The sequence below is a fragment of the Devosia faecipullorum genome, assembly GCF_015158295.1.
Taxonomy (GTDB): Bacteria; Pseudomonadota; Alphaproteobacteria; order Rhizobiales; family Devosiaceae; genus Devosia; species Devosia faecipullorum.
The window spans coordinates 214,785-227,418 of sequence record NZ_JACDXV010000003.1 but is presented as its reverse complement, the minus strand read 5'-3'; the positions used below and the strand labels follow the sequence as shown (position 1 = coordinate 227,418).

The 12,634-nt window shown below is 62.7% G+C and carries 14 protein-coding genes and 1 tRNA gene; 6 read left to right on the top strand and 9 right to left on the bottom strand.

Annotated features, from left to right (window positions below; translation table 11 throughout):
* Positions 1–63 precede the first annotated feature (63 nt).
* The 6 genes from pheT to H0482_RS10400 all read right to left on the bottom strand — a co-directional run bounded on the left by pheT (position 64) and on the right by H0482_RS10400 (position 5,979).
* Positions 64–2,487, bottom strand: coding sequence for a phenylalanine--tRNA ligase subunit beta (gene pheT / locus H0482_RS10425; protein ID WP_193729987.1), 2,424 nt, complete (start codon positions 2,485–2,487; stop codon positions 64–66).
* 12 nt (positions 2,488–2,499) lie between these two features.
* On the bottom strand, positions 2,500–3,123 hold the full coding sequence (locus H0482_RS10420) for a 3'-5' exoribonuclease (protein WP_193729986.1): 624 nt from the start codon (positions 3,121–3,123) through the stop codon (positions 2,500–2,502).
* 6 nt (positions 3,124–3,129) lie between these two features.
* Positions 3,130–4,260, bottom strand: coding sequence for a phenylalanine--tRNA ligase subunit alpha (pheS, locus tag H0482_RS10415; RefSeq protein WP_193729985.1), 1,131 nt, complete (start codon positions 4,258–4,260; stop codon positions 3,130–3,132).
* Between the two features lie 111 nt (positions 4,261–4,371).
* Positions 4,372–4,773, bottom strand: coding sequence for a 50S ribosomal protein L20 (gene rplT, locus H0482_RS10410; RefSeq protein ID WP_193729984.1), 402 nt, complete (start codon positions 4,771–4,773; stop codon positions 4,372–4,374).
* A gap of 20 nt (positions 4,774–4,793) precedes the next feature.
* Complete coding sequence (rpmI, locus tag H0482_RS10405) at positions 4,794–4,994, bottom strand: 50S ribosomal protein L35 (RefSeq protein WP_046105910.1); 201 nt, start codon at positions 4,992–4,994, stop codon at positions 4,794–4,796.
* A 139-nt stretch (positions 4,995–5,133) separates the two neighbouring features.
* Complete coding sequence (locus H0482_RS10400) at positions 5,134–5,979, bottom strand: glycosyltransferase family 2 protein (protein ID WP_193729983.1); 846 nt, start codon at positions 5,977–5,979, stop codon at positions 5,134–5,136.
* A gap of 102 nt (positions 5,980–6,081) precedes the next feature.
* Between H0482_RS10400 and H0482_RS10395 the strand changes: the two genes are divergently transcribed.
* Entirely contained in the window at positions 6,082–6,501 is a 420-nt protein-coding gene (locus tag H0482_RS10395; protein WP_193729982.1) for an Hsp20 family protein, read from the top strand.
* A 28-nt stretch (positions 6,502–6,529) separates the two neighbouring features.
* Positions 6,530–6,814 carry a DUF1150 family protein gene (locus tag H0482_RS10390; protein WP_193729981.1) on the top strand — a complete coding sequence of 95 codons (285 nt, stop codon included), beginning with the start codon at positions 6,530–6,532 and terminating at the stop codon, positions 6,812–6,814.
* A gap of 37 nt (positions 6,815–6,851) precedes the next feature.
* Here H0482_RS10390 and H0482_RS10385 read toward each other — a convergent pair whose 3' ends face one another.
* From H0482_RS10385 to H0482_RS10375, 3 genes are all read right to left on the bottom strand, one after another.
* Entirely contained in the window at positions 6,852–7,994 is a 1,143-nt protein-coding gene (locus H0482_RS10385; protein WP_193729980.1) for a winged helix-turn-helix domain-containing protein, read from the bottom strand.
* Between the two features lie 142 nt (positions 7,995–8,136).
* Positions 8,137–8,212, bottom strand: a tRNA-Ala gene (locus tag H0482_RS10380).
* 272 nt (positions 8,213–8,484) lie between these two features.
* A complete protein-coding gene (locus H0482_RS10375; protein WP_193729979.1) occupies positions 8,485–8,877 on the bottom strand; it encodes a TIGR02300 family protein in 393 nt (130 codons plus the stop codon).
* 173 nt (positions 8,878–9,050) lie between these two features.
* Between H0482_RS10375 and H0482_RS10370 the strand changes: the two genes are divergently transcribed.
* From H0482_RS10370 to H0482_RS10355, 4 genes are all read left to right on the top strand, one after another.
* Positions 9,051–9,692 (top strand): (d)CMP kinase, encoded by a 642-nt coding sequence (locus H0482_RS10370; RefSeq protein ID WP_193729978.1) that lies wholly within the window; start codon positions 9,051–9,053, stop codon positions 9,690–9,692.
* A 190-nt stretch (positions 9,693–9,882) separates the two neighbouring features.
* Positions 9,883–11,589, top strand: coding sequence for a 30S ribosomal protein S1 (rpsA, locus tag H0482_RS10365; RefSeq protein ID WP_193729977.1), 1,707 nt, complete (start codon positions 9,883–9,885; stop codon positions 11,587–11,589).
* A gap of 68 nt (positions 11,590–11,657) precedes the next feature.
* Positions 11,658–12,170: a GNAT family N-acetyltransferase gene (locus H0482_RS10360; RefSeq protein WP_193729976.1), complete on the top strand. Its 513-nt coding sequence runs from the start codon at positions 11,658–11,660 to the stop codon at positions 12,168–12,170.
* Between the two features lie 164 nt (positions 12,171–12,334).
* Positions 12,335–12,616, top strand: coding sequence for an integration host factor subunit beta (locus H0482_RS10355; protein WP_035099264.1), 282 nt, complete (start codon positions 12,335–12,337; stop codon positions 12,614–12,616).
* The last annotated feature ends 18 nt before the right edge of the window (positions 12,617–12,634 follow it).

Genomic DNA, 12,634 nt, shown 5'->3' with positions numbered 1-12,634 from the left:
ACCACCGGGCCTGCCCCGGTGGTCCATGCTGATGGAGAGATGAACCGCCTGCGGGGGCGGCGCTTACTTCCTGAGTTCGCCACCCGTCGCCTTGGTCACTGCCGCCACCACGGCGGCGGAGACCTTGTCGATCTCCTCCTCGGTCAGCGTCCTGTCGCGCGGCTGCAAGGTCACTTCGATGGCGATTGACTTGTTTCCTTCCCCGACATGGCTGCCTTCGAAGACGTCGAAAATGCCGACATCGCTGATCAGCGCCTTGTCGGCACCGCGCGCCGCCTTGAGCACGCTGGCGGCGGTGACGGCACGGTCCATGATGAAGGCGAAATCGCGCGACACAGGCTGGAACGGGCTGAGCGCGAGCGCCGGCTTGGTCTTTGTCGCCTTCCGGCGCGGCTCGGGCAGGGCGTCGAGATCAATCTCGAACAGGGCAACTGGGCCTTCGATGTCGAGTTCGGCGGCCAGCGCCGGATGCAATTCACCGAACCAGCCCAGGTTCACCTTGGGGCCGAGCGCGACGCGCCCGCCCCGGCCCGGATGGCTCCAGCTGGCCGCCTCAGGCAGGATCTGCACCTTGTCGATGTCCACGCCCAGCGCATCGAGCGCGGCGGCGAGATCGGCCTTGGCGTCCCAGACGCCGACCGGCCCCGCCTTGCCCGACCAATGGCGGCCTGACCCCTCCAGGCCGGCCGTGCCGGTGCGGATGCCGCTGGCATAGGTATGCTGGCCCTCCGGGCGGTCGGAGAGGAAGACCTGCCCGACCTCGAACATGGCAATATCGGCAAAGCCGCGATTGGCATTGCGGCGCGCCCCGGCGATCAGGCCCGGCAGCAGCGAGGGCCGCATATCGGTCATGTCCGAAGCAATGGCATTGGCCAATTGGCATTCTTCCGAGCCGCCGCCGAAACGGGTGGCGTCCTCGTGGGAAATAAAGCTCCAGGTGACCGCTTCATCGAGACCGCGCGCCGCCAGGGCCCGGCGGGCAAGGCGGCGGCGATTCTGGATATTGGTCAGCATCAGCGGCGCCACGTGATTGAGCCGGGTCAGCGGCTCGACCGGCACCTTGTCGACGCCCACCATGCGCATGACCTCTTCGACGAGGTCCGCCTTCTGCGTCACGTCCGGCCGCCAGCTCGGCACGTTCACCGCGCGCACCTCGCCCGCGCCTTCGACATCAAAGCCGAGGCGGGTGAGAATGGCTTCGATCTCGCCGGAGGAAACCTCGAGCCCGGTCAGGCGCCTGACTTCGGCAAGGGGGAAGTCGATTTTGGTATCGGCAAAGATATCGGCCCCGGAAATGGCCGGCTCCATCGCTTCGCCGCCGCACAATTCCAGCACCAGGCGCGTCGCCAATTCCATGCCCTTCTCGGTGAGGGCCGGATCGACATGGCGTTCGAGCCGATAGCGGGCATCGGAGACGATGCCGGTCTTGCGGCCGGTGCGGGCGATGAGATCGGCGTCCCAGGAGGCGCATTCGATGAAGACATTGATTGTCTCGTCGGTGACCCCGGAGCGGATGCCGCCCATGACGCCGCCCAGGCAGAGCGGACCCTTGTCGTCGGCGATGACGCTCATGCTGGGATCGAGCTGGTAGATCTTGTTGTCCAGCGCGTCGAAATCCTCGTTGCGCGCGGGGCGCAACACCATCTGGCCTTCGATCTTGTCGGCATCATAGGCATGGAGCGGGCGGCCCCAGCCGAGCGAGACCAGATTGGTGATGTCCACCACGCAGTTGATCGGGCGCAGACCCACGGCGCGCAGCCGCTGCTGCAGCCAGTCGGGGGACGGGCCGTTCTTCACATTGGCGATATAGCGCCCGGCAAATTTGCGGATCGCCTTGTCCTCGCCTGCGGCGAAAAGCTGCGGCAATGGGGCGATCGGGCTCTTGCCGACCGAGGGCACCGGCGAGAAATCGGTGGCTTTGAGCGTGCCGAGGCCGAAAGCGGCCAGATCGCGCGCAATGCCATAGACCCCGGTGGCGTCGCCGCGATTGGGGGTGATGGAAATATCGAAGACCACACCATTGATGCCGGCATAGTCGACATATCTGGCCCCGATCGGCGCATCTTCCGGCAATTCGATAATGCCGTCATGATCATCGCTGAGCTCGAGTTCGGCGGCGGAGCACAACATGCCATTGGAAGGCGCGCCGCGAATGACCACGCCCCCCTTCAATTCGAAATCCTTGCCCGGAATATAGGTGCCGGGCGCCGCGAACACCGATTTCAGTCCGGTCCGGCAATTGGGCGCGCCGCAGACCACGTCGATCAATTCGCCGGTGCCGGCATCGACCTTGCAGATATTGAGATGGTCGGAATTGGGATGGGGCCTGGCCTCCACCACATGGGCGACGACGAATTTCTCCAATTGCGCGCCCTGGGACTGGATGCCTTCCACTTCCAGCCCGATCATGGTCAGCGCCTTGCCGATCTCGTCGGGCGAAGCCTTGGTGTCGAGATGTTCCTTGAGCCAGTCGAGAGTGAATTTCATGTCGCAGAACCTTTAGCGGAAGTCGCTCTTGCTGCCATTGATCGGGGGCAGCGCGGCGGAGAGTTTGAAAAGCTCGACCAGCACATTGGCAAAGCCGCGTGCATCGTCGATGGCCTTGTGGGTGTGGGGGATATGGCCGTAAAATTCGGCCGGCAGCTTGCTCATGCCCCAGTCGAGATAGGGTGCGCCGCGCAGAGTTCCGGCCATGGTATAGAGGCAGACGCCGCCGCCCCGGAAAATCTTGCGGCTCTTGAACGGCCCGGAGAGAACCCGCGTCCCGGCATAATCGTCGAGATAGTGATCCATCCACAATCCGTCGAACATCATCGGCGCAGCGGCAAACACTTTCTGGCCCGGCAGGCTTTCCACCCAATCGGCATAACGCGGCATGACGATGGCGGCATCCTCTGCCCCCTCCGTCGCCGCCTTCCATGCTTCCGGCTGCGTCGCCCACCATTCCATCGTGGTTTCGTTGGTCGTCCGATCGGGCCTCGGCTTCAGCGCCGCCTCGAATTCCCCATGGCGCGTGCCATCGGCCTCGATGGCGACCGAAGCAAAGCTCAGCATCGAATTGTGCAGCGGCGTCGGGCCGTCCGCCTCGATATCCGTCACCACGAAGAGGGTTTGACCGTCCATCGCCGCCTAGCTCGAAAGCCCCCCGAACAGGGTCGGCAGGTCGAGCGGGCGGAAGCCGTAATGGGCGATCCAGCGCTGGTCGGCGTCGAAAAAGGCGCGCAGGTCCGGCATGCCATATTTGAGCATGGCGATGCGGTCGATGCCGATGCCCCAGGCAAAGCCCTGATAGATATCGGGGTCGAGACCGGCATTGGCGATGACATTGGGATGAACCATGCCGCAGCCGAGGATTTCCAGCCAGTCATTGCCCTCCCCGATCTTCACTTCCGCGCCGGAGCGGTCGCATTGCACGTCCACTTCCATGCTCGGCTCGGTGAAGGGGAAAAAGCTGGGGCGGAAGCGCAAAGTGACGCTGGGCACTTCGAAAAACGCCTTGAGGAATTCCTCCAGCACCCAGCGCAATTGCCCGATATGGCTGGATTTGTCGATGACCAGGCCCTCGACCTGATGGAACATCGGGGTATGGGTCTGGTCGCTGTCATTGCGATAGGTGCGGCCGGGCATGACCACGCGGATCGGCGGGTCCATGGCCGGCGTCAGATAGGAGGCCGCCGGCTTTTCATTGGTCTTTTGCATGACGCGCATCTGCACCGGCGAGGTATGGGTGCGCAGCACTTTCTTGATACCGTCGGGGCCGGGCTTCATGAAGAAGGTGTCGTGCATTTCGCGCGCCGGGTGCCCTTCGGGGAAGTTGAGCGCGGTGAAATTGTAGTAATCGGTCTCGATGTCCGGCCCTTCGGCGATGGAAAAGCCCATATCCGAGAAGATGGCGGTGATTTCGTCGATGGTCTGGGAAATCGGGTGGATGCGGCCGCGCGCCACCGGGCCCGGCCGGAGGGGCAGGGTGACGTCAATGGTCTCGGCCTTGAGGCGGGCATCGAGCGCGGCGGCCTTGAGGTCGGCGCCGCGCGCTTCGATCAGCCCGCCGATCTCGGTCTTGAGGCCGTTGATCGCCGGGCCGGCCGATTTGCGCTCGTCCGGCGCCATCGTCCCCAGACTGGCGAGGAGCGCGGACACGCTGCCCTTCTTGCCCAAGGCGGCCACTCGCACCGCATCGAGCGCGGCTTGGTTTTCGGCGGCGGCGATAGCGGCGGTAAGCGCGCTGCGCATGGTGTCGATCTGGGCTTCTAGGGACATGATCTTCTTCAACTCGGACGTGGTGGCGCGGTTAGAGCAAACAAAAACGCCCCGCGCCAGCCCTCTCGGGCGGCGCAAGGCGCGATTTTGACCTCAGCGGACTGAGCTGGCTTAAGCGGTGACCCGGGCGTGGGTGGTGTCTTCCACCCCTTCCAGATAGGCCAGAGCTGCCTTGGCCTTGGCGACCAGGGCGGTGAACGCTTCGGGCTGGGTGATCGCCAGATCAGACAGCACCTTGCGGTCGACAGCAATCTCAGCCTTGCTGAGGCCGTCGATAAATCGGCCATAGGTCAGGCCGTGATCGCGCACGGCGGCGTTGATGCGCTGGATCCAGAGAGCCCGGAAATTGCGCTTCTTGACGCGACGGTCGCGATAGGCGTACTGGCCGGCCTTTTCCACTGCCTGCTTGGCGATGCGGATCGTAGACTTGCGACGGCCATAATAGCCCTCGGCGGCCTTCAAGACCTTCTTGTGACGAGCGTGGGCGGTAACGCCTCTCTTAACGCGTGCCATTTATTGTGTGTCCTTCCAGCTTAGCGGTTGTACGGCATGTACCACTTCACCAGACCCTCATCACCCTTGGAGAGGATCTTGGTGCCGCGGTTGGTGCGGATGTACTTGGCGTTGTGGCTGATCAGGCGGTGGCGCTTGCCGGCGACGCCGGCCTTCACCTTGCCGGTCGCGGTGAAGCTGAAACGCTTCTTGGCGCCGGATTTGGTCTTCATCTTGGGCATTTTGCGGGTCCTTATTGTCTGGACGGGTTTTTAAATCCCATCGCGTTCAAAGACCGCCACGGCATGCCTTTTGGCCGGGCGGTCCGGAGAAGTGGGCTCTATAGGGGCAAAGCGCCGGGAAGGCAAGAGCGCCATTGCCTCAGACGCGTCCCGAAGCCAGCATCGGCTCGAGATGGTCCTCGAACAAGAGGCCCGGCTTTGCGGCGAGGGCAGCGCCATAGGTCGCTTCCGCCGCCAGCGAGATGGTGAGAAAACCGGCAAGGCCCGCCACGTCCTCCGGGGCAAGGCCGTAATATCCGCTTCCGAGGCGGCGGAGAATTTCGCGTTTCGAGGCGATCATGCCGGCAGCCACATCCTTGCCATTGCTCATCGAGCCGTCGCGCTTGACGTAATCGTGCAGCGGCGTGCCCAGATGGCAGCTTTGAGGAATGGTGCGGTAGAGCTGGAGCAGGAATTCCAGATCGGTCATGTTGCTCATCCCGGGATCATAGCGGCCATCGCCGCGCGAGCGATCCCAGGCGATCATCGAATCCATCGAGATGTTCACCCTCTTGTGTTCGCCCGGGCTCAGCACCCGGTCGGGGCCCGCGCCGACATGGCGGAGATGGGAAAAATCCATGTCCATGACGTCGAGCGCCGTGGTGACGATGCCGTATTCGGCCAGGGCCGCGACGGCCCGTTCCAGCTTTTGCGGCTTGAGGCGGTCATCGGCGTCGAGAATGGCGGCATATTGGGTTTCGAGCCGGTCCAGCGCCACATTACGGGCGCGGGACGCCCCCAGCCCCATGCCGCCGCTGGAAAGAAACACCTGCCGCGGATCGGCAAGTCCCTGCTCGGCCAGAAAGCCGGCATAATCGGCGCCGTCATCGGCGATGATCCAGTGTTGCCAATCCCCATGGCTCTGCTCGAGCACGCTGCGCACTGTCGCGGGCAGGGTGACCTGGGCCTTGTAGGCCGGGGTGATGATCGCGACGGTTTTGCGCATGTCTTGAACCCTGTTCGGCACTGACCCATATCTGCTCCATGCTTCCGATGCCACTCTCTTGGGTCGGAACGCCAACGTTGCTTGACGATCAAGGACGCTTTCATGTCGCGTATCTCGGTGTTTTCCGCGCCCTTTCTCCTCGGCTTTGATGCTTTCGAGGAGCGCATCGATCGCCTGTCGCGATCGGCGGACGGCTATCCGCCCTACAATATCGAACGCAGCCAGGGTGAAGACGGGGCCGAGCGCTTCCTGATCTCCATCGCCGTGGCCGGTTTTTCCCAAGCCGAACTCGACGTGATGGTTGACGACCACCAGCTGCAGGTGCGCGGCCGCCAGAAGGACGAAGCGGGCAAGGATTTCCTGCATCGCGGCATTGCCGCCCGCCAGTTCCAGCGCAGCTTCCTTCTGGCCGAGGGCATGGAAGTCAGGGATGCAACCCTGGGCCATGGCATGCTCGTTATTGCTCTAGAGCGCCCGCGCGCCGTCAAGACCGCCCGCAAAATCGACATTCGCTCCTTGTGAGGAACCAGTTTAGGAAAGGGCCCGACAGATGATGGACAAACGCAATTTCGACACCGGCGTCGAAGCCGACAATTCTCTCAAGCGCCTGACAGCCGCCCAATTCGCCGCCCTGGGCGGGGAAGCGGTCGCCTATGTCAAACCCGTTACCGGCAGCATCCTCTCCAGCATGATCCACGACGCCGCTTTCGAATCCGGCGCGCTCTATCACCTGGTCATGTCCGCCGACGGCACCCCGCTCATGGTCTCGGACAGCGCCGAGGCGGTCAATGAATGGCTGGGCGACCAGAATATCGGCTTGGCCACGCTGCACTAAAAGTTTTGCCGGATGCCTGCAGCTCGCGGCATCCGGTTCAGCGGCCGAGTTGAAAGTTCTCGAAACGGCCGAGTTCGGCGTCGATTGCGGCCTTAGCCTCGGCGCCCGGATCGGTCAGCCAGCTCCATTTCTGCACCAATAATCGGCCCGCTGCCCTGTCGGTCTTGAAATCCACCGTCGCCGCGATCTGGTCGCCGACGATGATCGGCAGGGCAAAATAGCCATATTGGCGTCTGGCCGCCGGCACATAGGCTTCAAAGACATGATTATAGCCGAAGAACAGCTTGAGCCGTTTCCGCTGGATGATCAGCGGGTCGAACGGGGATAGGACATGGACCCGTGGTGCGCCGGGCGCGGCCCCCGCTAGCGCTTCGGGCCTGGCCCAATGCGGTGCGTGTTCCGCGCCCGCGATCACGACAGGCACCAATTGCCGCCGCCTTGCCCTGGCGTCGATCAGCTCGGCCACCGCCTTTTTGGCCGGGGCATTGAGGTGGCAGATGGAATCGAGGCTGACCAGGCCCTGGCTGCGCAGGGCCCGATCGAGCAGATAGGCGGTCACCTGCCGATCGCTGGCTGGCCTGGGTCTCTTGGCCCAGCCGAAATGTCGCCCGATCAGATCATAGGTCTTGACCATGCCCTGGCGCGCCGAAATTGCCACCAGCCCCTGATAGAACATCGATTGCAGCACGCGCTTGGACGGTTTGCGGCTGGCCCAGGGATGGGTCTTGTCCACCAATTCATCATCGGCGATGTCGCGGATGGAGAGCGGTCCCTCGCTTTTGAGGCGCCGCAGCATGGCGCTGATTTCTTCCCTGCTCACTGTACCGAACCAGGAATTGGGATTTTGCCGATAGGCATTCATCGCCGGGAGAAAAAAGGCCATGTCCGCCAATGGGACATAGCTCAGCGCATGGGTCCAATATTCGAAGATTGATTTTTCCTGCGATTGCAGCGTCTCGAGATCACCCCGCCGATAGGCGGGAATGCGGGAATAAAGGATATGGTGGTGGCAGCGCTCGATCACGTTGATCGTGTCGATCTGCACATAGCCCAGATGCGCGATGGCGGCATGCGCCGCCTGCGGTCCGGCGCCGAACGGGGCGGCGCTGTCGAGCTTCTGCGCCCGCAGCCAGATGGCGCGGGCCTCGGCGGCGCTGAGGGTGACAATCTTGCGGGACATGGGCGATTCCTGATGGCGACAAGCACGATGTCAGATCGCCAAGGCGTGTCAAACCAGGTCAGGAGCCTGAGCGGGCAATGAACAGCGCGCGGGGACGCGGCATTCGGGTCTGGATGAACAGGAAAACGCGGTGAAAAATGGATGGTGGAGCCAAGCGGGATCGAACCGCTGACCTCTTGCATGCCATGCAAGCGCTCTCCCAGCTGAGCTATGGCCCCATTCCGGTCAGGGTTATGAAAACCCTGCCTCATTCTGGTGGGTTCGGAGGGATTTGCCCGTCCGAAGCGAGGCGGAACCTATTGGATCATTTCCCCGCATGCAAGTGCCAAATGACACTTTATTTGTTCCGCCGGGCAAAAGCCTCGTCCGGTGGAAAACTCTTGGGGGCGAAGGGGCAAGCCTGGCTCGCCCCGCGTCCCTAAATTCTTGATCCAACGCTGGAATATCGGGAAAGCGCATTGCGCCATCCGCTTCCATCGGGAGGCAGGACTCAGCGGTCCTCGTCGTCGCTGACTTCAAAGCCGAGGCCGTCATCCTCGTCTTCGTCCTCTTCGAGGAACACGTCTTCCTCATCGCCCAGGTCTTCATCGACCTCGACATCTTCCACATCGGGAATGTCGTCGCCGGCTTCCTCGGCATCGGCCTCTTCGAGGCTGACGATTTCGGGGCCGGCATTTTCGACCTCGTCTTCTTCGTCCTGCTCGTCCTCGTCATCGAGCTTGCGCGCCGTGGCCGGGCCGGCCTTGCCGGTCAATTGCTCGAAAAAGGACCGCGGATAGGACTTGCCCGTATAGGGCGAGACGATCGGGTCCATGTTGAGGTCGTAGAACTTCTTGCCCGTATCGGGATCGGTGCGCTTGGTGCCGCGCTCGGAACTGGCCATTTTCATGCCTCGTCGAATGGAAATGCGCGGGCGCGTCATGCCGCTCGCGCCCAGTCGGTCAGTCCGGTTATGGGCAAAGCCGGGACGTGTCAAACGCTAAATGCGGGCCCTTGCCCATGCCGGAGGATGCCGCTATCGCCTTAGAGGCAGATTGCATGCCGCAGGAGGCCCTAATGATCATCGCCGTCGATGGACCCGCCGCCTCCGGCAAGGGCACGCTGGCCGCCGGCCTCGCCCGGCACTATCGCCTGCCCCATCTCGATACCGGCCTGCTCTACCGCGCCGTGGGCCGGGCCATTGCCGGGCGCGAGGACAGTGCCGATTTCGAGGCAGCCGCCATCGCGGCGGCGCGGGCGCTCGATGCCGCCCATCTCACCGATCTCGCGGTGCTCACCAGCGCCGAAACCGGTGTGCTCGCCTCCAAGGTTGCGGTGATCGCCGAAGTGCGCGCGGCGCTTTTTGCCTTCCAGCGCGAATTTGCCTTGCAGCCGGGCGGGGCGGTGCTCGACGGGCGCGATATCGGCACCAAGATCTGCCCCGATGCCGATGTCAAACTCTTCATCCAGGCGGACAGCAAGGCGCGCATGGAGCGCCGGGCCAAGCAATTGGAAGAGCGCGGGCTCATTGTCGATCGCTATGTGCTCTACCATCAGATCGAGGAGCGCGATTCCCGCGACATGCTCAACCCGCATGGCGGCTTCTACAAAGCGGCGGACGCGCACTTGCTTGATACCACGCTTCTCGGTATAGAGGCCGCACTCCGCGCTGCCATCGAGATTGTCGATCGGGACATGGCGCTCAAGGCAGGGGGCTGAAGCCTCCTAATTTCCTCCTTGGGTCCGACCCGCCTGCAATCGGACCATTCGCTGGCCCGGAACCAGACAAAACCAATCATCCTGTTGTTTGAAGCGGTGCTCCGTGCGCCGGCTTTGGCATTTTTGCTGAAGCGGACCCGTATTCGGACAGGATCAGCAACCTTCAACGACCGGCGCATGGAGAAAAAGTTTGGCACAGCAGACTGTGACGAAAGACGATTTTGAATCGATGCTTCTCGACTCCTTTGTCGACAACGAGCCCCTAGAGGGTGCGGTCGTCAAGGGCCGCGTCGTTGCCATCGAAAAGGATCTGGCCATCATCGATGTCGGTCTCAAGACCGAAGGCCGCGTGGCGCTCAAGGAATTCGGCCAGGCCGGCCGCGACGGCACCATCACCGTGGGCTCGGAAGTCGAGGTCTATGTCGACCGCGTCGAGAACGCCATGGGCGAGGCCGTCCTCAGCCGCGAAAAGGCCCGCCGCGAAGAGAGCTGGGTCAAGCTCGAAGAGAAGTACAACGCCAATGAGCGCGTTGAAGGCACGATCTTCAACCAGGTCAAGGGTGGCTTCACCGTCGATCTGGAAGGCGCCGTGGCCTTCCTGCCGCGTTCGCAGGTGGATATCCGCCCGATCCGCGACATCGCTCCGCTCATGAACGTGCCGCAGCCGTTCCAGATCCTGAAGATGGACAAGCGCCGCGGCAATATCGTCGTGTCGCGCCGCGCCATTCTCGAGGAATCGCGCGCCGAACAGCGTTCGGAAATCGTCCAGCAGCTCGAAGAGGGCCAGGTGGTCGATGGTGTGGTCAAGAACATCACCGATTACGGTGCCTTCGTTGACCTCGGCGGTATCGACGGCCTGCTCCATGTCACCGACATTGCCTGGCGCCGCGTCAACCATCCGTCCGAAGTGCTCACCATCGGCGAGACCATCAAGGTCCAGATCGTGCGCATCAACCACGAGAGCCACCGCATCAGCCTGGGCATGAAGCAGCTCCAGGCCGATCCGTGGGAAGGCATCGAGGCCAAGTACCCGATCAATGCCAAGTTCTCGGGCCGCGTGACCAACATCACCGACTACGGCGCTTTTGTCGAACTGGAGCCGGGCATCGAAGGCCTGATCCACGTTTCGGAGATGAGCTGGACCAAGAAGAACGTCCATCCGGGCAAGATCGTCTCGACCTCCCAGGAAGTCGATGTGGTCGTGCTCGAGGTCGATCCGGACAAGCGCCGCATCTCGCTGGGCCTCAAGCAGACCCTGCAGAATCCGTGGGAAGCCTTTGCCGAGGCTCACCCGGTCGGCGCCACCATCGAAGGCGAAGTCAAGAACAAGACCGAATTCGGCCTGTTCATCGGCCTCGAAGGCGATGTGGACGGCATGGTTCACCTCTCCGACCTCGACTGGCAGAAGTCCGGCGAAGTCGCGCTCGAGGACTATAATCGCGGCGATATCGTGCAGGCCAAGGTTCTCGACGTCGACGTCGAGAAGGAACGCATCAGCCTCGGCATCAAGCAGCTTGCTGCCGATGACCTGGCCGATGCCGGCGCTGCCGATGGCACCGGCCTCAAGAAGAACGCCGTGGTCACCACCGAAGTGGTCGAAGTCAACGATGGCGGCATCGAAGTGCGCATCGCCGACAGCGACGTGACCGCCTTCATCCGCCGCGCCGATCTCAGCCGCGACCGCAACGACCAGCGCCCCGAGCGCTTCGCCAAGGGCGACAAGGTCGATGCCCGCGTCACCCAGTATGACCGCAAGACCGGCCGTATCCAGCTCTCGATCAAGGCGCTGGAAATTGCCGAGGAACGCGAAGCCGTCGCCAATTTCGGTTCGTCCGATTCGGGCGCTTCGCTCGGCGACATCCTGGGCGCTGCCCTCAAGGGTCGCGACGAGAAGTAAGCCTGTCGGCTTGCCCAAACCTTCGACCCGCGCCAAAAGCGCGGGTCGTTTCACGTCTGGAGACGGCAATGTCCCTGCTCAACCAAGTCGCCTGGCGCGCCATGACCGGCTATGATCTCGGCGCGGTCTTCGACCTTGCCGGTCAGGTCCATCCAGGCTTTTTCGAGGCCGAGGCGGTGCTGGCCGAAAAGTTCGCGCTGTACCGCAATGGCTGCTACCTGCTCGAAATCGGCGAGAAAAAGCCCGCTGGCTATGTCCTGAGCCATCCCTGGCTGTTGGGCGACCTGCCGGCGCTCGACACCCTGCTCGGCGCCATTCCTCCCGAGGCCGACACTTATTACATCCACGATCTGGCGCTGCTGCCGCTGGTCCGGGGCGTCGGCGCGGCGGGCGAAATCGTCGCAGCCCTCACCAAGCATGCCCGAGCCATGGGCTTTGCCAGCATGAGTCTGGTGGCGGTCAATCATTCGCTTGCCTTCTGGGAAAGGCAGGGTTTTGCAGCGCTTCACCGCCCGGCCCTCAATGAAAAGCTGAAGAGCTACGAAGATGCGGCGCGCTATATGGTCAAGCCGCTCGCCTAGGGCGCTCCATTTCTTGTTTTCGTATCGTTTCTGCAGAAAATCGGTTCCCACTTTTCTGCACGATGCTTTAGGCGCGAACGCCTTGTAGCGCTTGACCTTTTGCCAAGGCTTTGGCAGGTTGGCGCTGCCTCGCAAATGGGGTGGGGCCAAGACCGGAGCCTTTGATGATCAAGTCCGAACTTGTCGAAAAGCTCGCTGCGGAAAACCCGCATCTGTTCCAGCGCGACATCGAGAATATCGTCAATGCCATTCTCGATGAAATCGGCGATGCCATGGCGCGCGGCGACAGGGTGGAATTGCGCGGCTTCGGAGCCTTTTCTGTCAAGAACCGGCCCGCCCGGGTCGGACGCAATCCGCGCACCGGCGAACAGGTCGATGTCGGCGAAAAATACGTGCCCCAGTTCAAGGCCGGCAAGGAAATCCGCGAGCGGCTCAACCGGTCCTGAAGCCGGGACTGAGGCAAG

Coding starts and splice junctions, on each gene's coding strand:
- rplT (WP_193729984.1), bottom strand. CDS start 4,773: ATGGCACGCGTTAAGAGAGGCGTTACCGCCCACGCTCGTCACAAGAAG.
- H0482_RS10420 (WP_193729986.1), bottom strand. CDS start 3,123: ATGGACGGTCAAACCCTCTTCGTGGTGACGGATATCGAGGCGGACGGC.
- H0482_RS10370 (WP_193729978.1), top strand. CDS start 9,051: ATGATCATCGCCGTCGATGGACCCGCCGCCTCCGGCAAGGGCACGCTG.
- H0482_RS10390 (WP_193729981.1), top strand. CDS start 6,530: ATGATGGACAAACGCAATTTCGACACCGGCGTCGAAGCCGACAATTCT.
- H0482_RS10355 (WP_035099264.1), top strand. CDS start 12,335: ATGATCAAGTCCGAACTTGTCGAAAAGCTCGCTGCGGAAAACCCGCAT.
- H0482_RS10375 (WP_193729979.1), bottom strand. CDS start 8,877: ATGGCCAGTTCCGAGCGCGGCACCAAGCGCACCGATCCCGATACGGGC.
- H0482_RS10360 (WP_193729976.1), top strand. CDS start 11,658: ATGTCCCTGCTCAACCAAGTCGCCTGGCGCGCCATGACCGGCTATGAT.
- H0482_RS10385 (WP_193729980.1), bottom strand. CDS start 7,994: ATGTCCCGCAAGATTGTCACCCTCAGCGCCGCCGAGGCCCGCGCCATC.
- H0482_RS10400 (WP_193729983.1), bottom strand. CDS start 5,979: ATGCGCAAAACCGTCGCGATCATCACCCCGGCCTACAAGGCCCAGGTC.
- H0482_RS10395 (WP_193729982.1), top strand. CDS start 6,082: ATGTCGCGTATCTCGGTGTTTTCCGCGCCCTTTCTCCTCGGCTTTGAT.
- pheS (WP_193729985.1), bottom strand. CDS start 4,260: ATGTCCCTAGAAGCCCAGATCGACACCATGCGCAGCGCGCTTACCGCC.
- rpmI (WP_046105910.1), bottom strand. CDS start 4,994: ATGCCCAAGATGAAGACCAAATCCGGCGCCAAGAAGCGTTTCAGCTTC.
- pheT (WP_193729987.1), bottom strand. CDS start 2,487: ATGAAATTCACTCTCGACTGGCTCAAGGAACATCTCGACACCAAGGCT.